The organism is Mesorhizobium sp. DCY119 (genome assembly GCF_003590645.1).
GTDB lineage: Bacteria > Pseudomonadota > Alphaproteobacteria > Rhizobiales > Rhizobiaceae > Mesorhizobium_M.
Window position 1 is genome coordinate 155581 of record NZ_CP031834.1, and the last position, 19631, is coordinate 175211.

A 19631-nucleotide genomic window follows, 5' to 3' on the forward strand; every position below is an offset into this window, starting at 1 on the left:
AAAACGGTCGAAACTCATCTTAAGCCGGTCCGATTAAGGATTGGTGAGTTGAGCGTCCGGCCGAAAACAAAAAGGCCGCCAATGCGGCGGCCCTTTCGTGCATTGAAATGCAGTCTTGATGCAGCTCAGGCGCCGTTCAGCGTCGAAGCGATGCTGTTGAACTTCGCGCTGATGGTGTTGCCGAGTGCGCCGGCGCCAGCCATGATGGCGAGAGCGATAAGGGCGGCGATCAGACCGTATTCGATGGCGGTCGCGCCGGATTCGTCTTTTACGAAACGTGCAAAGATCTTGGACATATGAGAGCTCCTACTCCACGTGTTACAGCACTTCCGTCAATTTTTCTGGTGCATTGATCGGATGATCACAATCTAGCGAGCAGCTCTTTCCATCGACTTAACAAACAGCCTTACCGAATTCTTTCCAGCTTCAGACAAGTTGTGTGGTTAATCACACGCTAAAGCTCAAAAGGCTCAAAAGCCGCGTAATGACCGGCATTTCGCGAAGTCCGTGAGTTCTCGAAGGCATCAAGGCATCGCCCCGGTGCCCGTAGAGCAGGTGTTGTTGCAACCATTTAACCGTTGGTTCACCAATATCGTTCATTTTCCGTTGAAGACTTCATTCATCGGAGCGCCGCATGGCCAGGTCGCAGTCATACATTTGTGTTGCCGGCGCTCTTGCCGGGCTGGTCGCCGCGATGGCCCTTGCCACGCCGGCACAGGCGGGCGCGGGCATAGAAGTCATCATGAACCAGGCCAAGATCGTCAAACTGTCCCGGCCGGCCGACACGATCGTCGTCGGCAACCCTGCGATTGCCGATGCTTCGGTTCAGGATTCCACCACCATCGTGCTTACCGGCAAAGGTTTCGGCGTCACCAATCTGGTCGTGCTCGACCAGCAGGGCAGCCCGATCGTCGACGAGCAGGTTACAGTCGGCCGCCACGACGCCTCCTCCGTGCGGATATATCGGCGTGCCGACGTGCAGACCCTTTCCTGCACGCCTTACTGCGAGAGTTCCTACAAGAGCGAAGCCGAGCGGACATCGGAAGTGGAGATGAGCTCCGGCCAATAAGGCCCGATCTCAGCATTCCATTTCGGGATATTGCCGCGACCGGCATGGTTTCTGCCCGGTAAACAAGCCCCCGCGAAATTTATACGTCATCCAAACCGGGCCTCAACGGATTTGCGTTAGGGTCTTTCCGATAGCAGATGGAAATCGGCGGGGAACGGGCATGAAAGACAACTCCGAAGCGGGGAGCGGCCCAGGTCGTGCAAGACGTCGCGGCGTCTTCGGGCGGTTCTGCCGTGACCGGAGCGGCGCGACCGCGATCGAGTTCGCGATGCTCGTCATCCCGTTTTCATTGCTTGTCTTTGCTATCTTGGAGAGCTGCATCGCCTTTGCGGCCCAGCAGGTCATTTCCAACGCCACCGACGACGTCGCACGGCAATTGCGCACCGGCCAGATCAGACCGGGCGTCGGAGCGGATAAGCTGGATGAAGCCAAGCTCAAGACATTGCTCTGCGACCGCATCAAGATCATGGTGGCCAAGGACTGCCCGGGCCTCGTTGTCGATCTGCGCAAATATGACACTTTCGCCGATGCGGCTGCTGCAGGTTTCAAGATCGTCAACAAGGAAATCGTCCTGACGAAGAATGGCGTAGCCGACCCGACGACGTTTTCCGTAGATCCGGGCGCATCGAAAACCAAGAACATGCTGCGCGTCTTCTACAAATGGCCGGTCATTACAGATTTCCTGCGGGCCTCGATGTCCAACCTCAGCAATGGCAAGACGCTGCAGTTCGCCACCGTGACCTGGCAGAACGAGCCTTTCAACGACTGAGCACGAGATGACGGGAAACGGTTCCAGTCAAATGAAGGGGCAAGGAATGTTCATGGGTGCGGGGGCACATTCAGTTCTGGCAAGGCTTTGCCGCAAGGCGGCAGGCCTTTGTTCGGATCGACGGGGACTGGCTGCGGTGGAGTTTGCGCTCATCGCGCCGTTGCTTCTGTCGATGTATTTCGTGACCATGGAAGTGTCGCAAGGCATCGAGGCCAACAAGAAGGTCGGACGCATCGGCAGCATGGTCGCCGACCTCGTCACACAGCAGACTTCGGTGACAAAATCGGTGCTGGAATCGATCATGCAGATCGGCCAGTCGAGCATCCAGCCCTACAACCGTTCGAAGCCGAAGATCATCGTGACCGCAATCGAAATCACGGACGAAGACTCCCCAAAGGTGCTTGTCGCGTGGTCGCGGCAGATGATCGATGGGGCCTTTTCCGAGCCATACCCGCCCAAGCCGGCGAAACAAGAGACCACGGTCCCGGCCGAACTCAAGATCAGGAATACGTTCCTTGTTCGGGTCGAAAGCGACCTCGGCTATAAACCACTCATCGTCTGGACGGCGGAGCAAAAGCCGGTGCTTGGGCTCGCGGCCGCCTTCGACGGCATCTCGATGAGCGAAACCTACTACCTGCGGCCTCGCATAACCAAGACCATCACCTGCACCGACTGCTGATCCGCGGCGTGGGTCTTTATCCCACGATAAAATGCCCTGGTGTTTCCGAATTGCCATTGCGCAAGAGCGCCCCTATGTCTTGCGGGTAACCTCGGTGATTGCACAACATGCCTGAACTGCCCGAAGTAGAAACGGTCCGGCGCGGATTGCAGCCGGTTCTGGAAGGCGCGCGCATCGTCAGCGTAGAGACGCGACGGCCGAACCTACGCTATCCATTCCCGGAGCGCTTCGCCGAGCGACTGCAGGGCCGGAGGGTAACCGCGCTCGGCAGGCGGGCGAAATACCTGACCGCCCATATCGAAGATGGACCGGTCCTCATCTGCCATCTCGGCATGTCCGGTTCGTTCCGGATCGAGGCGGACGGCGCCCTCGATACGCCCGGCGTCTTCCATCATGAGCGTTCCAAGGCTTCCGCGCATGATCACGTCGTCTTCAACCTGACCACGTCGAAAGGCGCCCCGGCCCGCATCGTTTTCAACGATCCCCGGCGCTTCGGCTTCATGCTTTTTGCCGAAGGCCTGGCTGAAGACCATCCGATGCTGGCCGGCCTCGGCGTAGAGCCCACCGGGAACGCGCTGGACGGTAAGCTGCTTGCCGATCTGTTTCGGGACAAGAAAACGCCGCTGAAGGCAGCCCTTCTGGACCAGCGCCTTATCGCAGGGCTCGGCAACATATACGTCTCTGAAGCGCTGTGGCGCGCCGGCTTGTCTCCCCTGAGGGCTGCCGGAACGATTGCCGTGCGCGGCAAGAAAGCCGCCGAGACAAGTGAAAAGCTGGCCGATGCGATCCGTTCGGTGATCGCCGATGCAATCGCGGCCGGCGGCTCCTCGCTTCGCGACTATGTCCACACCGACGGGTCGCTCGGCTACTTCCAGCATTCCTTTTCAGTCTACGACCGGGAAGGTGTCGCCTGCCCGACGCCTGGATGTGCCGGACATATCGAACGGGTTGTGCAGAGCGGCAGGTCCACCTTCTATTGCCCCTCCTGCCAGCGCTAGGTAAATCGGTACAAGGCCGTCTTCGGCTATCCGCAACAATCAGGAGGACTTCGCCAGATGGCTTATGAAACGATCGTCGTCGAAACGCGCGGCAAGGTCGGTCTTATCACGCTGAACAGGCCCAAGGCGTTGAATGCGCTGAACACGCAAGTGCTGACCGAGTTGCTCGCGGCAAGCCAGGCATTCGAGGAAAATCCCAGGATCGGAGCCATCGTCGTCACCGGTTCGGAAAAGGCCTTCGCCGCCGGCGCCGACATCAAGGAGATGCAGTCCAAAAGCTACATCGACGCCTATATGGAGGACTTCTTTTCCGGCTGGGAGGCTTTCACCCGCATCCGCAAGCCGGTTATCGCCGCAGTGTCGGGCTATGCCCTGGGCGGCGGCTGCGAGCTTGCGATGATGTGCGACTTCATCATTGCCGGCGACAATGCGAAATTCGGCCAGCCCGAGATCACGCTCGGCGTCATGCCTGGCATGGGCGGTTCGCAGCGGCTGACGCGTTTCGTCGGCAAATCCAAGGCGATGGACATGTGCCTTACCGGCCGGATGATGGACGCGGCAGAGGCTGAGCGTTCGGGCCTAGTATCGCGGGTGGTGCCGGCGGGCGAGCTTCTGGAAGAGGCGCTGAAAGCCGCGACGAAGGTTGCGGATTTCTCGCTGCCGGCCGTCATGATGGCCAAGGAAGCCGTCAATCGTTCCTATGAAACGACGCTGTCGGAAGGCCTTCGTTTCGAGCGCCGGCTGTTCCATTCGATGTTCGCGCTCGACGACCAGAAGGAAGGCATGGCGGCGTTCGCAGAAAAGCGCACGGCTAACTTCAAGAACCGTTGAGCGAGTGCGTGTCGCGGTCCGCAAAATCAGAGTCGAAACTGCGTTGACTGGCGAGAAAAGCTGCACTATAAGCCGCACCAACCGAGGCGGCCCCGTGGCTGCCCGATTGTTTTTTGCGCTCTGAGAATATTCTCCAGACGCTTTCACTGAGACACGAGAGAGGCATCATGGCCAATACATCCTCGGCCAAAAAGGCAACGCGTAAGATCGCCCGCCGCGCCGCGGTCAACAAGAACCGCCGGTCGCGCGTTCGCACCTACGTCCGCAAGGTCGAAGAGGCACTGGCCGCTGGCGACAAGACGGCAGCCGAAGCCGCCTTCCTGGCCGCACAGCCGGAGTTGATGCGCGCCGCCACCAAGGGCGTCCTGCACAAGAATACCGCATCGCGGAAAGTTTCCCGCCTTGCACAGCGACTGAAGACGCTTTCTGCCTAACAGCCATTGTTAGCATCGAATATCGAAACCCGGCCTAACCCGCCGGGTTTTTTCGTTTGCCGAACAACGGTTTGGAAAATCCATTCAGCAATGCCCCAGGGTAAGCTTTGGCAAGACGGAAATACTTTGCCGGCATATGCGCCTTTTCTTATGTTCAGGATCGGTGTTAGCGCCCGCAGCAAAAAATGCCCTGTCACAAATTATTGTTTTTTATCATAAGCTTACAGATGGTCATCCACAGCTTGTTCACGAGGGCGGCGGGCGCCGGTGAACAATTAGCTGTCAAGGGAAATATTTAAAATATTTTCCCAACAAGGGCCGAAATTCGTATGCGCCGGAAAAGGGATTGAATCGAAAGACTTTTGTCGATTCTCGCCTGCGAGCGGGGATGTGAGTCAAGCGTTTCCCTGATCAGATTCGTTAAAAAAGGGTTAGATGCGGCCTTGCCCTGTCCACAGCGTTTTTTGTAATGTCGCTTCATCAAAAGGGACGGGCCAACGGCCTGAAAGACCTAGCTGGAAATCTGAGGATTTTGGCGCAGACGAGTGTCTGCGGACGCGTATGGTTTGTCCTTTTGGACGTGAATAGCGAGTGGGGTAAGGCAGATTAAAACTGTGGAATTGCGTTCTGGCGTGTGCGCCGGAAAGGTTTTGTTTTGCCGCTTTGATTAAAGCGGCGGTCGCAGTTAATTGCGGCCTGCGTGTTTGAGTAGGCACGGTGCCAAGTGCGGTGGCAACGGTGTTTGAGTGTGGACTGCCATAGAGGGGGGTGCGGAATTACGCGTTCTCGGCAGGCCGAGTGAGTATGGAAGACGAGGGATTGTGAAAAATGCATAGCGGCATCGAGAAGGAAGCCAAATCTGGCTTTCTGTTTCCAGCAAATGTGATCGAGGGGAACGACATGGCGGCTTCAGGCGGCGCGGAGAAGGCATTCGACCGGGTCAAGGCACAACTGAAGGCACGCCTGGGAAGCGAAGTCTATTCGAGCTGGTTCGGCCGTATGAAGCTGACGGAGGCATCCAAGGGCCTGGTGCGGATCTCCGTGCCCACGGCCTTCCTGCGGTCTTGGATCAACAGCCACTATCTCGACCTCATCGCTGAGCTCTGGAAGCAGGAAGACCCTGAAATCCTGAAGATCGACATCGTCGTGCGCACGGCGACGCGGCTTGCCCCGATTTCCGACGAAATCGAGCAGTCAACGGCACGCAAGCCCGTCCGGCAGACGCACAGCGCCCTTTCGAATGGCACGACCGTCAGCGCACCCGGAATGGAGCGCTCGGCCTCGCCCCGCCCGCATACGGCGGACACCGATTTCCGCCAGAGCGTGCTCGGCTCACCGCTTGATGCGCGTTATACGTTCCAGTCCTTCATAGAGGGCCCGTCCAATCGCGTTGCCCTGGCAGCATCGCGGGCGGTTGCTGAATCGACATCGCGTTTCAACCCGCTCTTCCTTCACGCTACCGTCGGCCTCGGCAAGACCCACCTTTTGCAGGCGATTGCGGCCGAGTCGCTGAAGCAAAATCCGAAATCCCGCGTGGTCTATCTCACCGCCGAGTATTTCATGTGGCGCTTCGCAACGGCGATCCGCGACAACAACGCCCTGACCCTCAAGGAGCAGCTGCGCGATATCGACCTGCTCATCATCGACGACATGCAGTTCCTGCAGGGCAAGTCGATCCAGCATGAATTCTGCCACCTTATCAACATGCTGCTGGACAGCGCCAAGCAGGTCGTCGTTGCTGCCGACCGGCCGCCGGCAGAACTGGAATCGCTCGAGCCGCGCGTTCGCTCGCGCCTCAATGGCGGTGTGGCGCTCGAAATGTCGGCGCCCGACTACGGCATGCGACTCGGCATGCTTCAGTCGCGGCTGGCCAGCGCCAAGACAGACGATGCAAACCTGCATATCGACGAAGAGGTTCTCTCCCATGTCGCCCGCACCGTCACCGGCAGCGGCCGCGAGCTGGAAGGCGCCTTCAACCAGCTTCTCTTCCGGCAATCCTTCGAACCGCAGATCAGCATTGAGCGGATCGACGAGATTCTCGGCCATATCTACCGCTCGGGCGAGCCGAAGCGGGTGCGCATAGAGGACATCCAGAGGATCGTCGCGCGCCACTACAACGTGTCGAAGACCGAGCTTCTGTCGAACCGCCGCACCCGCACTATCGTCAAGCCGCGCCAGATCGCCATGTATCTGGCAAAGGTAATGACGCCGCGCTCGCTGCCCGAAATCGGACGGCGCTTCGGCGGGCGTGATCACACCACCGTCCTTCATGCAGTGCGCAAGATCGAGGACCTCTCCGGCGGCGACAACACGCTGGCGCAGGAACTCGAATTGCTCCGCCGGCTCATTACCGACCAGGCCTGAACAGGACAAATTGGCCGCTTTGCACAGGCGGCCACCTGTCGCAGCAAGGTTATCCCCAAAAAGCCCGCGGAACTGCTTTTGAGCAGCGTCGCGGGCTTGCCTTTCGCGACTTTTTCCTGTCAGTTTGACCGAAATCCGGCCCTGTTGGGACTTTCGCGGGAATCCGAGCCCGGAATTCCGTTTCTTCATTCAAGCGAGCTTGTTTCGTCATGCGTGTTATCCTGGAACGCTCAAACCTCCTGAAGTCTCTCAACCACGTTCACCGCGTGGTGGAACGGCGCAACACGATACCGATTCTGTCGAACGTGCTGTTGAGCGCCGACGGGGCGAGCCTGGAAATGAAGGCCACCGACCTTGACCTCGAGGTGACAGAGGCCACAGCGGCAAAGGTCGAGCAAGGCGGTGCAACGACGGTTCCGGCGCATCTTCTCTATGATATCGTGCGCAAATTGCCCGATGGTGCAGAAGTCATGCTGAAGACCGACGAAGACGGAAATGCGATGTCCGTCATCTCCGGGCGTTCAAGCTTCCGCCTGCAGTGCCTGCCGCAATCGGACTTCCCCGAACTCTCGGCCGGCTCTTTCTCGCATATATTCCGCCTCGAATCGGCTGCCATGAAGGGCCTGATCGAGAAGACCCAATTCGCCATCTCCACCGAGGAGACGCGCTACTATCTCAACGGCATTTACTTCCACGCCATCGAATCCGCCGGAAAGCTGAAGCTGCGCTCCGTCGCGACCGACGGCCACCGTCTCGCGCGCGCCGAAATGGATGCGCCGGCTGGTTCGGAAGGCATGCCGGGCATCATCATCCCGCGCAAGACCGTCAGTGAATTGCAGAAGCTGGTCGACGACCCGGACGTTGCCGTGACCACCGAACTGTCCGACACGAAGATCCGTTTCACCATCGGCAGCGTGATTTTGACGTCGAAGCTGATCGACGGAACCTTCCCGGACTACCAGCGCGTCATCCCGACCGGAAACGACAAGAAGCTGGTCATCGACCGCGAAAGCTTTGCCCGCGCGGTCGACCGCGTCTCGACGATCTCGTCCGAGCGCGGACGTGCCGTGAAACTCTCGATTTCGGAAGGCCAGGTGACGCTCGCCGTCAACAATCCGGATTCGGGCAGCGCCACCGAAGAGCTCGCGGCCGATTATTCGTCGGACCCGATCGAGATCGGCTTCAATGCGAAGTACCTTCTCGACGTGGCGGCCCAGCTTTCAGGCAGCGAAGCACGGTTCATGCTGGCCGATGCCGGCTCCCCAACGCTGATCCACGATATGTCCGATGAGGATGCGCTCTACGTGCTCATGCCGATGCGCGTCTAGCAGCGCGGCGGCTGAAACCGGGTCGGCAGGCAGGTAGACGGATTTGACGTCGACCCACATAAGTAAGCTAACGCTTACGAATTTCCGTAATTACGCCGCGCTTTCGCTCGATCTCAGACCGGGCGCGGTGGTTTTTACCGGCGATAACGGCGCAGGCAAGACCAACCTGCTGGAAGCTATCTCCTTCCTCACACCCGGCCGCGGCTTGCGCCGTGCGCCTTATGGTGACGTTGCGCGCGAGGGCAGCGAGAGCGGCTTCACCGTCCATGCCCGTGTCGAGGGGGAAAACGGCGAGGCGGAAATCGGCACCGGGACGGCAGGCAGCGATGCACCCGGAGAAGCGGGACGGCGCGTGCGCATCAATGGCGCCAATGCAAAATCGGCCGAGGACATGCTCGAATGGCTGCGCGTGATCTGGCTGACACCGGCCATGGATGCGCTGTTCACCGGTCCCGCCGGAGATCGCCGGCGCTTCCTTGACCGTCTCGTGCTGGCGATCGACGCCAGCCATGGCCAGCGCGCGCTGGATTACGAGAAAGCGATGCGCGGCCGAAACCGGCTTCTGTCGGAGGAATCGCGCGACCGCGGCTGGTTCGAGGCGATCGAGACGCAGATGGCCGAAACCGGCGTCGCGATAGCCGCTGCACGTGCCGAGATGGTGCGCCTGCTGGCCGCCATGATCGAGAAACTGCCGGCAACCGGGCCTTTTCCGCAGGCCGATATCAGCCTTGCCGGCACACTGGAAAACCAGATCGGCCTGCAGCCTGCCGTCGAAATCGAAGAGAATTTTCGCCGCATGCTGGCCGATGGCCGTGAGCGCGATCGCGCCGCCGGCCGCACGTTGGAAGGGCCGCATCGCAGCGACCTGATCGTCAGCCACAGGCCCAAGGCGATGCCGGCGGAACTCTGTTCGACTGGCGAGCAGAAGGCGCTGCTTGTCGGCATTATTATTTCGCATGCGCGGCTTTGCGGAGAAATGTCCGGCACTGTGCCGATCTTGTTGCTGGACGAGATCGCCGCGCATCTTGATGCCGGGCGGCGGGCCGCGCTGTTTGCGATCCTAGAAGAACTGGATTGCCAGGCCTTTATGACCGGCACGGAAGCAGCACTTTTTTCGAGCCTGCGCGGCAAGGCACAGTTTCTGACTGTCGATCATGGCTCGGTGCACCCGACGGAAGACGCCTGACAAGCTGATTGCCGGCCGATATGATCGCCTCATGAACGTTTCCAGCCCGCCCCCACTTAACGACGAAGAACTCGAACGCTACGCGCGGCATATCGTGCTGCCGGAGATCGGCGGCGCGGGGCAGCAGAAGCTGAAGCGCGCGCGTGTGCTGGTCATCGGCGCCGGGGGGCTGGGCGCGCCCGTGCTGCAATATCTGGCGGCCGCCGGCGTCGGCACGCTTGGCATTGTCGACGATGACACGGTCTCACTCTCCAACCTGCAAAGACAGGTCATTCACGATACCGGGGCGATCGGGATATCGAAGCTGGACAGTGCGAAGGCATCACTCCATCGCATCAACCCGAATGTTAGCGTTGAATTACACAATCTTCGCATGACCGAGGAAAACGCACCGAGCCTCGTTGCCGGTTACGATATGGTCGCAGACGGGTCCGACAATTTCGAGACGCGTTATGCGGTTGCCGATGCCTGCGCGGCGACAGGCCGGCCGCTGGTCCATGCCGCTGTCGGGCGGTTCGACGGCTCTGTCACCGTGCTGAAACCCTTCGAGACCAACGCAAAGGGCGTGCAAAACCCTAGCTACCGCGATCTCTTTCCCGAAGCGCCGCCGGCGGGACTGGTGCCATCCTGCGCCGAGGCAGGCATCGTCGGCGCGCTGACAGGCGTGATCGGCACGCTGCAGGCGATGGAGGTTATCAAGCTCATCACCGGGATCGGCGAACCACTTGTCGGACGGCTGCTGCTTTACGACGCGCTCGCCGCGCGCTTCGAAACCATGCGCTACAAGAGGCCTGCATGACCGCGGATGAATTGACCATCGAGCGAATTTCGCCGGATTTTCAGGACTGGGACGGCCTGCTGACGCTTATCCTGAACGCCTTCGCTTACATGAACGGCGTCATCGACCCGCCCTCTTCCGCACTGGCGCTGACGCCGGAAAGCTTGCGCGCGAAGGCAGCGCAGGAAACCGTCTTTCTTGCCACTAACGGCGAGCGATTGCTGGGCTGCATCTTCGTGGCAGAGAAGGCGGATCACTTCTATGTCGGCAAGCTAGCGGTCGATCCGGCAGCGCAGGGAAAGGGCATCGGCAGGCGCCTGCTCGAATCTGCCGAGCAGTACGCCCGGAAGCACGGCAAGGCCACGATCGAGTTGCAGACACGCATAGAGCTGACCGGCAACCACAAAGCCTTTCAGCAACTGGGTTTCCAGGAAACCGAGCGCACGGCCCATCCCGGCTATGGCCGCCCAACCTCCCTGACCATGCGAAAGGCGCTGCCTTGAGTCTCCAACTCTCCGATGCGGAGCGCGAGATTGCCGCCCGCAGCGACGGTCAGGCCATGGCCATGCGCATCGTCGTCGAAAGCGCCCGCTTGCTCGGCGCGGCGCGCCTTATCCCGGTAGCCTCGGCCCACATCGACGGCGCGCTATATCACGGCGATTCCGGCACGCTTTTTGCGGAAAAGCTTGTCGAAGGCGGCGCAGAGGTGGCGGTGCGCTCGACGTTGAATGTCGGAGCGCTCGACCTGATGGGCTGCTCGCGGGTGCGGCTGGAAGAGCCGGCGCGTGGCATGGCACGGCGCATGATGGACGCCTACCGCAAGCTCGGCTGCGAACAGAGCTGGACGTGCGCGCCCTACCAGGCCGGGCACCGGCCGGCCCTCGGCTCCGACGTCGCCTGGGGCGAGTCCAATGCGGTCGTGTTCTGTAACTCCGTGCTCGGCGCACGCACGAACCGCTATGGCGATTTTCTCGACATCGCCTGCGCCATCACCGGACGAGCCCCGGATTACGGCCTGCACCGGCCGGAAAACCGGCGCGCAACGCTTGCGTTCGATGTGTCCGCTTTGCCCGCCGCCTTCCTCGCCTCCGAAATCGCCTGGCCGGTTCTCGGCAGTCTTTATGGTCGCGAAGTCGGGAACGCCGTCGGTGTTGTGACCGGCGTATCGAAGCACCCCGGCGAGGATGCACTGAAGGCCTTTGGTGCCGCAGCCGCATCCTCCGGCGCAGTGGGTCTGTTTCATATCGCCGGCGTCACGCCCGAAGCGCCGGATCTGGCAGCCGCACTCCACGACGAAGCACCGGAAACGACGATCATTGTGACACCGGAGATGGCTCTGGATGCTCAACGACGACTATCGACAACGGAAGCCGCAAGCTCGATCGACGCCGTCGCCATCGGCAGCCCTCATCTATCCCTGTCCGAATTCGCAGCATTGGAGAGGCTGGTTGCCGGACGCCGGCTGGCGATACCCGTCTACGCCTGCACCGGACGGCATGTTCTCTCCGAATTGGAAAAGAACGGACAACGCAAGGCACTGGAAGCCTGTGGCGTCGTCATTGTTGCCGATACATGCGTGGTCGTCACGCCCATCCTGCCGGAATTGCGGAATGGTGTCCTGATGACCAATTCTGGAAAATTCGCCCAGTATGCGCCGGGCAATACCGGCTATGCAGTGCTTTACGGCTCGCTTGCAGACTGCGTTGAAAGTGCCGTCATAGGTAAGCCAATACCTACGGAATTAGCATCGTGAGTGCGCTGCAAGGCGACATTCTTGTTGCGGGCGATGCCGGCAAGGGTGAGGCACTGGTACTTACCGCGCCGATCTCTTTCTGGGGCGGCGTCGATCCGAAAACGGGGAAAATTGCGGATGTCCGTCATCCGCAACACGGCATGACGATTTCGGGCAAAGTGCTTTGCCTGCCCGGAACGATCGGCTCATCATCAGCCTCCGCGGTGCTTATGGAACTCGTGCACAACGGCCACGCACCTGCAGCGCTCGTTCTTCACGAACCCGATGCGATCCTGCTTCTCGGATTGATCGTCGCCCGCGAAATGGGCTGGCAGACGCCGATCGCAGTGAAACTTGACCGGGAAGGTTTCGACGCTTTCGCCAGCCGCTTTGTCGAGATTTCCGAAGAAGGCGCAATCACCGCCCTGCCCTAAGCGTATCAGACCCGGTTCGGCAGTACCCGGTCCGGCGGGCGATGGCCGTCGATGAAGGTGCGGATGTTGATGATGACCTTCTCGCCCATGTCGATGCGGCCTTCTATCGTCGCTGAGCCCATATGGGGCAGGATGACGACCTTGCCTTTGGCAGCAAGCTTGACCAGCTTGGGATTGACCGCCGGCTCATGCTCGAAGACGTCGAGACCGGCACCGGCCAGCTTGCCATCCTGCAGCAGCTTGACCAAGGCGTCCTCGTCGATCAGGTCGCCGCGCGCCGTGTTGACGAGATAGGCCGAGGGCTGCAGCAGAGCCAGGCGGCGCGCCGACAGAAGATGGAAGGTGGCCGGGGTCGAGGGGCAATTGACCGAAATGATGTCCATGCGGGCAAGCATCTGGTCGAGGCTTTCCCAATAGGTCGCTTCCAGCTCGTCCTCGACGCTTTTCAGCACGCGGTTGCGGTTGTGATAGTGGATCGACAGGCCGAAGGCCTTGGCGCGGCGCGCTACCGCTGTGCCTATACGGCCCATGCCGACGATGCCGAGGCGCTTGCCCCAGATACGGCGGCCGAGCATCCAGGTCGGCGACCAGCCGGCCCATTTCGTCCCGTTTTCAAGCACATTGGCGCCTTCAGCCAAACGCCGCGGCACCGCCAGCATCAGCGCCATCGTCATGTCGGCGGTGTCTTCGGTCAGCACATTGGGCGTGTTGGTGACGGTGATTCCTTTTTTCGCCGCAGCCGCCACATCGATCTTGTCTACCCCGTTGCCGAAATTGGCGATCAGCTTGAGCTTTTCGCCGGCCTGCTCGATGAGTGCAGCGTCAATGCGGTCGGTCACGGTCGGCACCAAAACATCCGCCTCTTTCACCGCTGCGACCAGCTCCGGTTGGCTCATCGGGCGGTCTTCGAGGTTCAGCCGCGCGTCGAAAAGCTCGCGCATGCGGGTTTCCACCTGATCCGGAAGCTTGCGCGTGATCACCACGAGGGGCTTCTTTTTAGCGGCCATTGTTTCCTCGAATCCGGATCCTGTTGAGACCTCTTTAACCAAGACGAGCGAAACTGAAAACCAGTCTTGGCGAGACTGACTGTGTATCAAGCAGTGTCGTCGAAGACAAAGAAAAAGGGCGCGGCCGCCAATGAGTGAGGTGCCGCAGAGCTTGCAAAGGAATGGCAGTGTTTGGGTTCGTGTCGCTTCGTATGTCGTTTGGTGCAGCCGTGCTCGGCCTCGCCCTCGTCTCGACGGGGGCCTTGATAACGGCTGGCCAGGCCGCAGCACCCGGCCAGGAGATCACCAGGGGGCCGAGCGGCCTGCCTTTGCCGCGCTTCGTCAGCCTAAAGTCGGGCAAGGTCAATTCGCGCATAGGCCCCGGCCTGAATTATGGCGTGGACTGGCTCTATATGAAGCCCGGCCTGCCGATGGAGATTATCCAGGAATACGACACATGGCGCCGGGTGCGCGATGCCGAGGGCTCGGAAGGCTGGATCAACCAGTCGCTGCTGTCCGGCCGGCGCACGGCGATAGCCGCACCATGGCAGCGCGGCAAGGATGCCAGGATTTCACTCATGGCCAAGCCGGACAACGAGGCGCGAGCGGTTGCCATCATCGAGCCGGGCGTGGTCGGAACGATCAAGTCCTGCAATGGCGATTGGTGCGAAATGACCTTCGACGGTCATACCGGCTGGATCAACCAGACGCAGGTCTGGGGCGCCTATCCCGGCGAGCAGGTCAAGGATTAGAGGTCAGGATTTATCGTGGCCAATGCGGCCAAGATGCGTGTCCTGAAAACTGGTCGCGAGCTTCAGCCCATAACCGAGCGCCCTGTCTATGGCGATATGGGCGATCCAGATGAACGCGATCTGCGTGACCAGGGCATGGCCGGCGGATAGACCGATCGCCAGCATCACCAGCGGCCAGATCAGGACATGCAGCATGTTGTAGACGAAGGCGCCGAAGCGCGGCCCTGCCAGATAACCCAGCATCGCAAGATCAGGCGCCAGAATCAGCAGCACAAAGAGCGGCCAAGAGCCGCCGGCAAAGGCATAGGCCGCTATCGCTCCAACAGCGACGGCAATCCATTCCGCTCTTACTATGAGATCAACGGGCCGCAACGAGCCCATGCGCGGGTCAGCCGCCCCGCTTGGGACGAAGGCGCACGACGATATCGACGTTGGCGATTTCCATGCCTTCGGGCGGTTCGGGCAGGTTTAGCACCTTCACCGGACCAGATGCGATGTCGAAGACCTTGTTCTCGCCTTCGATGAAGAAGTGATGATGGTCGGAGGTGTTGGTGTCGAAATAGGTCTTTGCGCCTTCGACAGCCAGAATGCGGAGCAGGCCAGCCTCGGTGAACTGATGAAGAGCATTGTAGACGGTCGCCAGCGACACCGGCACGCCGGCTGCAACGGCTTCTTCGTGCAGTTCCTCAGCGGAGAGATGACGGTCGCCCTTGGCGAAAAGCAGATTGGCGAGCGCGACACGCTGCCGCGTCGGGCGCAGACCCGCCTCGCGTACACGTTCGTCGACTGCAATCTTGTTCGGGACGGTCAAATCCATCAATCCGCCAAATCCAATTCATCTCATCTTGAAATTCACCACACGATTTTCGCGTGATAAAAGCCATACGTTCCTTGACATATATTCTGTCGGGGCAAACCGATCAATAGGCGCACATTGACCCAGGGAGACCGGCAGGCTAATCGCAAACGGCGGTTTCCGAGCGGAAACAGACTGTGTTAGTGAACTAGGACAAGCGGAGCGGAAGCTCCCGGAAGTCATACGGGGACGAGATTTCATGGCGGTTGCAAAATCCAGCTACGAATATGAGGAACTGCTCGCCTGCGCTCGCGGCGAACTGTTCGGGCCAGGAAACGCGCAGCTGCCGGCCCCGCCGATGCTGATGTTCGATCGGATCACCGAAATTTCCGAAACGGGCGGCGAGTTCGACAAGGGCTTCGTGCGCGCCGAACTCGATATCAAGCCGGACCTGTGGTTCTTCCCCTGCCACTTCATCGGCAATCCCGTCATGCCCGGTTGCCTCGGCCTCGATGCCATGTGGCAGTTGACCGGGTTCTTCCTAGGCTGGCTCGGCGAGCCCGGCAAGGGCATGGCGCTGTCCACCGGCGAGGTCAAGTTCAAGGGCATGGTGACGCCGAAGGTCAAAAAGGTCGAATACGGCATCGATTTCAAGCGTGTCATGCGCGGCCGGCTGGTGCTCGGCACGGCCGACGGCTGGCTAAAAGCCGACGGCGAGACTATCTACAGGGCAACGGACCTGCGGGTCGGTCTCGCCAAGCAGGAAGCAGCCTGACCGCGGGCACGCAGTCACGAAGGAGTACTTATGAGACGCGTCGTTGTCACGGGCCTTGGAATCGTATCGTCCATCGGAAACAATGCCCAGGAGGTCCAGGCCTCGCTGCATGATGCCAAATCCGGCATCAGTTTCTCCGATTCTTTCGCCGAACACGGCTTCCGCTGTCAGGTCTGGGGCGCGCCAACGCTCGACACCACCGAGCTCGTCGACCGTCGTGCCGCGCGTTTCCTGTCGCAGGGCGGCATGTGGAACCACGTGGCCATGAAGCAGGCGATTGCCGACAGTGGTCTCGAAGAGGCCGACGTATCCGGCAACCCACGCACCGGCATCATCATGGGCTCCGGCGGACCTTCGACGAAAACCATCGTCGAAGCATCGGAAATCACGCTGAAGAACAACAGCCCGAAGCGCATCGGACCCTTCGCGGTGCCAAAGGCCATGTCGTCGACCGCTTCGGCGACGCTCGCGACCTGGTTCAAGATCCACGGCGTCAATTATTCGATCTCGTCGGCCTGCTCGACGTCGGCGCATTGCATCGGCAACGCTGCCGAGATGATCCAGTGGGGCAAGCAGGACGTCATGTTCGCCGGTGGCCATGAAGATCTGGACTGGACCATGTCGAACCTGTTCGACGCGATGGGCGCAATGTCTTCCAAGTTCAACGACCGCGCATCGGTTGCCTCGCGCGCCTATGACGTGAACCGCGACGGTTTCGTCATTGCCGGCGGCGCCGGAGTGCTGGTTCTGGAAGAACTGGAACGTGCTAAGGCGCGCGGCGCCAAGATCTACTGCGAACTGGTCGGCTACGGTGCGACTTCCGACGGCTACGACATGGTCGCCCCGTCCGGCGAAGGCGCGATACGCTGCATGAAGCAGGCGCTGGCGACGGTTTCTGCTCCGGTCGACTATATCAACACGCACGGCACATCGACGCCGGTCGGCGATTCCAAGGAGATGGGTGCCATCCGCGAGACGTTCGGCGATAAAATCCCGAACATCACCTCGACCAAGTCGCTCACCGGCCACTCGCTGGGAGCTGCCGGCGTGCAGGAATCGATCTATTCGATCCTGATGATGCAGGGCGGTTTCATCGGCGAGAGCGCTCATATCGAAGAACTTGACCCGGAATTCGAAGGCATGCCGATCGTGCGCAAGCGCATCGACAACGCCAAGATCGACACGGTGCTGTCGAACTCGTTCGGCTTCGGCGGCACAAACGCCACGCTCGTTTTCCAGCGTCACAACGGCTAAGGATATTCTTCCGATGGAAGGTTTGATGAAGGGCAAGCGCGGCCTCGTCATGGGCGTCGCCAACGATCACTCTATTGCCTGGGGTATAGCCAAGCAGCTCTCCGCCCATGGCGCGGAGATGGCATTCACCTATCAGGGCGAGGCTTTCGGCCGCCGCGTGAAGCCGCTGGCCGAAAAGGTCAACGCTTCTCTGGTGCTGCCCTGCGATGTCGAGGACAGCGCATCCATCGCGTCGGTTTTCGAGACGCTGGGCAATGAATGGGGCGGCATCGACTTCATCGTGCACGCCATCGGTTTTTCCGACAAGAACGAGCTGAAAGGCCTCTACGCCAACACGACGCGCGAAAACTTCGTCCGCACCATGGTGATCTCCTGCTATTCGTTCACCGAGGTTGCGCGCCATGCCGCCGGGCTGATGAAGGAAGGCGGCTCGATGATCACGCTGACCTATGCCGGCTCGACCCGCGTCATGCCGAACTACAACGTCATGGGCGTCGCCAAGGCCGGCTTGGAGGCCAGCGTGCGCTATCTCGCCGACGACTACGGGCCGCGCGGCATCCGCGTGAACGCGATTTCAGCCGGACCCGTCCGCACGCTCGCCGGCGCCGGCATTGCCGATGCGCGGCACATGTTTTCCTACCAGCAACGCAATTCGCCGCTGCGCCGCACCGTCACCATCGACGAGGTCGGCGGGTCGGCTCTCTATCTCCTGTCGGACCTGTCGTCGGGCGTCACCGGCGAAATCCACTATGTCGATTCCGGCTACCACATCGTCTCCATGCCCACCCTTGAGGAACTGAAGCAGTCGGACGGCGGCAGCGAATAATTCCGGTTTCCTGTAAAATTAAACAGTTTAAGCGAAACCGATTTTAAGGGGATGTGTGCGAAAAGGCCCTGTAACTTAGGGACTTAGTGCATGCCAGCGGCCACAGATCCGAACCGCAGCCCGGTTTTCCGGCTCATTACCATTGCCGCCTCCGGCATGGGCAGCTTCATGCTGGGGATCTGGGGCCTGAAATTCGGCTTCGGTGACGGCCTCGCCGGCATGAATGCCGAAATGGTCATGGCGATCATCGCAGCACTCTGTGCACTGGCTGCCGCCGGATCGGCGATGTCCTTCTATGCCGGCGTCGATGAATCGGCCAGCTATGTCTATAATGAAACGCAATTCGACAAGCTGACCGGCCTGCACGCCCGCACCGCCATGATGAGCAGGATCGGCGAAGCGGCTTCTTCCACGGTGAAGAGCGGAAAGCCGGTCTTCCTCATCGATATCGACATCGATCGCTTCAAGCAGATCAACGATTCGATCGGCTACAGCCAGGGCGACGAGCTTATCAAGCGCTTCACCGAGCGCTTGAAGACCAACCTTCCGCGCGGCGTGGTGATCGGCAGGATCGGTGCCGGCGAATTCGCGATCCTTTATCCGGACCGTCCTGGTGTGATGTCGGTGGAAAAGCTGGTCGAGATCATGATCGATCGGCTGATGGAGCCCTATCATCTGAAGACGCATCTCCAGTCGATCAATCTCTCGGTTGGCATCGTTGCCCTGCCGAAAGACGGGCTGGACCCGGCGGTCATCCTGCGCCGGTCAAACCTTGCCCTTCAGCATTCGCGCGCCAGCGGCATCGGCAGCTGGTCGGTGTTCCACCCGGATATGGGCCTCGTGGCAGACCATCGCCAATGGGTCGAGGCCGAACTCCAGATCGCGTTCGACCGCGGCGACTTCGACCTCCACTACCAGCCGCAACTCGACCTTCCGACCGGGCGTATCGTCGGCTACGAAGCGCTTATCCGCTGGAAGCATCCCGAGCGTGGGATGATCCCGCCGATGGAATTCATCCCCATCGCAGAAGAGACGGGCATGATCGTGCCCATAGGCGAATGGGTTCTGCGCAGGGCCTGCAGCGACGCGCGGCATCTTCCAGATGATTGCTTCGTCGCGGTGAATATCTCGCCGGTCCAGTTCATGACCAAGGATTTCGTCGGCACCGTCCAGTCCGTGATGGAAAGCACGGGGATCAAGCCGCAGCGGCTTGAGCTGGAGGTCACCGAAACGGCGATGATGCAGGATCGCGACCGCGCCGGCGTCATCCTCAAGCAGCTTTCCGAGATGGGCATCTCGGTTGCCGTCGATGATTTCGGCACCGGCTATTCCAATCTCAGCTACCTGATGGATTTCCCCTTCGACAAGCTGAAGATCGATCGTTCCTTCGTCAGCCGCATCGACACGGAAAACAGCTCGGGCGCGGTCGTTTCGACGATCGTGGGACTGTCCCGCGCGCTGGGCGTGCGCACCATCGCCGAAGGCGTGGAAACCGAAAGCCAGGCAACCCTTCTGCGGGCTGCCGGCTGCGAGGTGGTGCAGGGCTATCTGTTCGGACGCCCGGCACCGCTGAAGATCGTCGGCGGCGGCAAGCTCGGCGTCGTCAGCGAGCGGCACGTCGCATAACGCGGTATCCGCCT

The 19631-nt window shown here is 60.5% G+C and carries 22 protein-coding genes; 18 read left to right on the forward strand and 4 right to left on the reverse strand.

The features are described from left to right. Positions 1 to 125 precede the first annotated feature (125 nt). A complete protein-coding gene (locus tag DZG07_RS00760) occupies positions 126 to 296 on the reverse strand; it encodes a Flp family type IVb pilin (protein WP_091911174.1) in 171 nt (56 codons plus the stop codon). 338 nt (positions 297 to 634) lie between these two features. On the opposite strand from DZG07_RS00760, the gene DZG07_RS00765 reads away from it, so the two are divergent. The 13 genes from DZG07_RS00765 to DZG07_RS00825 all read left to right on the forward strand — a co-directional run bounded on the left by DZG07_RS00765 (position 635) and on the right by DZG07_RS00825 (position 12602). Then, positions 635 to 1069: a pilus assembly protein N-terminal domain-containing protein gene (locus DZG07_RS00765; RefSeq protein WP_119813581.1), complete on the forward strand. Its 435-nt coding sequence runs from the start codon at positions 635 to 637 to the stop codon at positions 1067 to 1069. A 160-nt stretch (positions 1070 to 1229) separates the two neighbouring features. Continuing rightward, on the forward strand, positions 1230 to 1838 hold the full coding sequence (locus DZG07_RS00770; protein ID WP_119813583.1) for a TadE/TadG family type IV pilus assembly protein: 609 nt from the start codon (positions 1230 to 1232) through the stop codon (positions 1836 to 1838). Positions 1839 to 1974: 136 nt separating this feature from the next. Further along, positions 1975 to 2517 carry a TadE/TadG family type IV pilus assembly protein gene (locus DZG07_RS00775; RefSeq protein WP_348626402.1) on the forward strand — a complete coding sequence of 181 codons (543 nt, stop codon included), beginning with the start codon at positions 1975 to 1977 and terminating at the stop codon, positions 2515 to 2517. 107 nt (positions 2518 to 2624) lie between these two features. Beyond that, complete coding sequence (gene mutM / locus DZG07_RS00780) at positions 2625 to 3515, forward strand: bifunctional DNA-formamidopyrimidine glycosylase/DNA-(apurinic or apyrimidinic site) lyase (RefSeq protein ID WP_119813587.1); 891 nt, start codon at positions 2625 to 2627, stop codon at positions 3513 to 3515. Between the two features lie 57 nt (positions 3516 to 3572). Continuing rightward, positions 3573 to 4346 carry an enoyl-CoA hydratase gene (locus tag DZG07_RS00785; protein ID WP_091911180.1) on the forward strand — a complete coding sequence of 258 codons (774 nt, stop codon included), beginning with the start codon at positions 3573 to 3575 and terminating at the stop codon, positions 4344 to 4346. Between the two features lie 167 nt (positions 4347 to 4513). Next, the gene (gene rpsT / locus DZG07_RS00790) at positions 4514 to 4780 is read left to right on the forward strand and encodes a 30S ribosomal protein S20 (protein WP_091911182.1); all 267 of its coding nucleotides are present in this window, start codon (positions 4514 to 4516) and stop codon (positions 4778 to 4780) included. A gap of 828 nt (positions 4781 to 5608) precedes the next feature. Then, a complete protein-coding gene (gene dnaA, locus DZG07_RS00795) occupies positions 5609 to 7144 on the forward strand; it encodes a chromosomal replication initiator protein DnaA (RefSeq protein WP_091911184.1) in 1536 nt (511 codons plus the stop codon). A 209-nt stretch (positions 7145 to 7353) separates the two neighbouring features. Then, a complete protein-coding gene (gene dnaN / locus DZG07_RS00800; protein WP_091911186.1) occupies positions 7354 to 8472 on the forward strand; it encodes a DNA polymerase III subunit beta in 1119 nt (372 codons plus the stop codon). 43 nt (positions 8473 to 8515) lie between these two features. After that, positions 8516 to 9658, forward strand: coding sequence for a DNA replication/repair protein RecF (recF, locus tag DZG07_RS00805; RefSeq protein ID WP_091911188.1), 1143 nt, complete (start codon positions 8516 to 8518; stop codon positions 9656 to 9658). 31 nt (positions 9659 to 9689) lie between these two features. Beyond that, positions 9690 to 10457, forward strand: a complete 768-nt coding sequence (locus tag DZG07_RS00810; RefSeq protein WP_119813589.1) for a molybdopterin-synthase adenylyltransferase MoeB — start codon at positions 9690 to 9692, stop codon at positions 10455 to 10457. Then, positions 10454 to 10939 carry a GNAT family N-acetyltransferase gene (locus tag DZG07_RS00815; RefSeq protein ID WP_119813591.1) on the forward strand — a complete coding sequence of 162 codons (486 nt, stop codon included), beginning with the start codon at positions 10454 to 10456 and terminating at the stop codon, positions 10937 to 10939. Before DZG07_RS00810 ends, DZG07_RS00815 begins: the two co-directional genes overlap by 4 nt. Then, positions 10936 to 12189, forward strand: a complete 1254-nt coding sequence (locus tag DZG07_RS00820) for an aconitase X catalytic domain-containing protein (protein ID WP_119813593.1) — start codon at positions 10936 to 10938, stop codon at positions 12187 to 12189. Before DZG07_RS00815 ends, DZG07_RS00820 begins: the two co-directional genes overlap by 4 nt. Further along, positions 12186 to 12602: a DUF126 domain-containing protein gene (locus DZG07_RS00825; RefSeq protein ID WP_091911195.1), complete on the forward strand. Its 417-nt coding sequence runs from the start codon at positions 12186 to 12188 to the stop codon at positions 12600 to 12602. The genes DZG07_RS00820 and DZG07_RS00825 overlap by 4 nt, the downstream gene beginning before the upstream one ends. Before the next feature lie 5 nt (positions 12603 to 12607). On the opposite strand, the gene DZG07_RS00830 is transcribed toward DZG07_RS00825, so the two are convergent. Further along, positions 12608 to 13609, reverse strand: coding sequence for a D-glycerate dehydrogenase (locus tag DZG07_RS00830; protein ID WP_091911197.1), 1002 nt, complete (start codon positions 13607 to 13609; stop codon positions 12608 to 12610). 167 nt (positions 13610 to 13776) lie between these two features. On the opposite strand from DZG07_RS00830, the gene DZG07_RS00835 reads away from it, so the two are divergent. Continuing rightward, the gene (locus DZG07_RS00835) at positions 13777 to 14340 is read left to right on the forward strand and encodes an SH3 domain-containing protein (protein ID WP_091911712.1); all 564 of its coding nucleotides are present in this window, start codon (positions 13777 to 13779) and stop codon (positions 14338 to 14340) included. 3 nt (positions 14341 to 14343) lie between these two features. Here DZG07_RS00835 and DZG07_RS00840 read toward each other — a convergent pair whose 3' ends face one another. Both DZG07_RS00840 and irrA read right to left on the reverse strand, forming a co-directional pair. Then, positions 14344 to 14721: a DUF4260 domain-containing protein gene (locus DZG07_RS00840; RefSeq protein ID WP_348626403.1), complete on the reverse strand. Its 378-nt coding sequence runs from the start codon at positions 14719 to 14721 to the stop codon at positions 14344 to 14346. Between the two features lie 7 nt (positions 14722 to 14728). Beyond that, a complete protein-coding gene (irrA, locus tag DZG07_RS00845) occupies positions 14729 to 15157 on the reverse strand; it encodes an iron response transcriptional regulator IrrA (RefSeq protein ID WP_091911198.1) in 429 nt (142 codons plus the stop codon). A gap of 238 nt (positions 15158 to 15395) precedes the next feature. On the opposite strand from irrA, the gene fabA reads away from it, so the two are divergent. The 4 genes from fabA (at position 15396) to DZG07_RS00865 (ending at position 19617) form a co-directional block, all read left to right on the forward strand. Beyond that, entirely contained in the window at positions 15396 to 15911 is a 516-nt protein-coding gene (gene fabA, locus DZG07_RS00850) for a 3-hydroxyacyl-[acyl-carrier-protein] dehydratase FabA (RefSeq protein ID WP_091911200.1), read from the forward strand. A gap of 30 nt (positions 15912 to 15941) precedes the next feature. Beyond that, positions 15942 to 17165 carry a beta-ketoacyl-ACP synthase I gene (gene fabB, locus DZG07_RS00855; protein WP_119813595.1) on the forward strand — a complete coding sequence of 408 codons (1224 nt, stop codon included), beginning with the start codon at positions 15942 to 15944 and terminating at the stop codon, positions 17163 to 17165. A gap of 13 nt (positions 17166 to 17178) precedes the next feature. Next, on the forward strand, positions 17179 to 17991 hold the full coding sequence (fabI, locus tag DZG07_RS00860) for an enoyl-ACP reductase FabI (protein ID WP_091911203.1): 813 nt from the start codon (positions 17179 to 17181) through the stop codon (positions 17989 to 17991). 90 nt (positions 17992 to 18081) lie between these two features. After that, positions 18082 to 19617: a bifunctional diguanylate cyclase/phosphodiesterase gene (locus DZG07_RS00865; protein ID WP_119813597.1), complete on the forward strand. Its 1536-nt coding sequence runs from the start codon at positions 18082 to 18084 to the stop codon at positions 19615 to 19617. The last annotated feature ends 14 nt before the right edge of the window (positions 19618 to 19631 follow it).

What these genes read in the sequence shown, in the direction of transcription:
- DZG07_RS00760 (WP_091911174.1), bottom strand. Translation starts at nt 296, where the DNA reads ATGTCCAAGATCTTTGCACGTTTCGTAAAAGACGAATCCGGCGCGACC.
- DZG07_RS00765 (WP_119813581.1), top strand. Translation starts at nt 635, where the DNA reads ATGGCCAGGTCGCAGTCATACATTTGTGTTGCCGGCGCTCTTGCCGGG.
- DZG07_RS00770 (WP_119813583.1), top strand. Translation starts at nt 1,230, where the DNA reads ATGAAAGACAACTCCGAAGCGGGGAGCGGCCCAGGTCGTGCAAGACGT.
- mutM (WP_119813587.1), top strand. Translation starts at nt 2,625, where the DNA reads ATGCCTGAACTGCCCGAAGTAGAAACGGTCCGGCGCGGATTGCAGCCG.
- DZG07_RS00785 (WP_091911180.1), top strand. Translation starts at nt 3,573, where the DNA reads ATGGCTTATGAAACGATCGTCGTCGAAACGCGCGGCAAGGTCGGTCTT.
- rpsT (WP_091911182.1), top strand. Translation starts at nt 4,514, where the DNA reads ATGGCCAATACATCCTCGGCCAAAAAGGCAACGCGTAAGATCGCCCGC.
- dnaA (WP_091911184.1), top strand. Translation starts at nt 5,609, where the DNA reads ATGCATAGCGGCATCGAGAAGGAAGCCAAATCTGGCTTTCTGTTTCCA.
- dnaN (WP_091911186.1), top strand. Translation starts at nt 7,354, where the DNA reads ATGCGTGTTATCCTGGAACGCTCAAACCTCCTGAAGTCTCTCAACCAC.
- DZG07_RS00810 (WP_119813589.1), top strand. Translation starts at nt 9,690, where the DNA reads ATGAACGTTTCCAGCCCGCCCCCACTTAACGACGAAGAACTCGAACGC.
- DZG07_RS00815 (WP_119813591.1), top strand. Translation starts at nt 10,454, where the DNA reads ATGACCGCGGATGAATTGACCATCGAGCGAATTTCGCCGGATTTTCAG.
- DZG07_RS00830 (WP_091911197.1), bottom strand. Translation starts at nt 13,609, where the DNA reads ATGGCCGCTAAAAAGAAGCCCCTCGTGGTGATCACGCGCAAGCTTCCG.
- DZG07_RS00840 (WP_348626403.1), bottom strand. Translation starts at nt 14,721, where the DNA reads ATGGGCTCGTTGCGGCCCGTTGATCTCATAGTAAGAGCGGAATGGATT.
- irrA (WP_091911198.1), bottom strand. Translation starts at nt 15,157, where the DNA reads ATGGATTTGACCGTCCCGAACAAGATTGCAGTCGACGAACGTGTACGC.
- fabA (WP_091911200.1), top strand. Translation starts at nt 15,396, where the DNA reads ATGGCGGTTGCAAAATCCAGCTACGAATATGAGGAACTGCTCGCCTGC.
- fabB (WP_119813595.1), top strand. Translation starts at nt 15,942, where the DNA reads ATGAGACGCGTCGTTGTCACGGGCCTTGGAATCGTATCGTCCATCGGA.
- fabI (WP_091911203.1), top strand. Translation starts at nt 17,179, where the DNA reads ATGGAAGGTTTGATGAAGGGCAAGCGCGGCCTCGTCATGGGCGTCGCC.
- DZG07_RS00865 (WP_119813597.1), top strand. Translation starts at nt 18,082, where the DNA reads ATGCCAGCGGCCACAGATCCGAACCGCAGCCCGGTTTTCCGGCTCATT.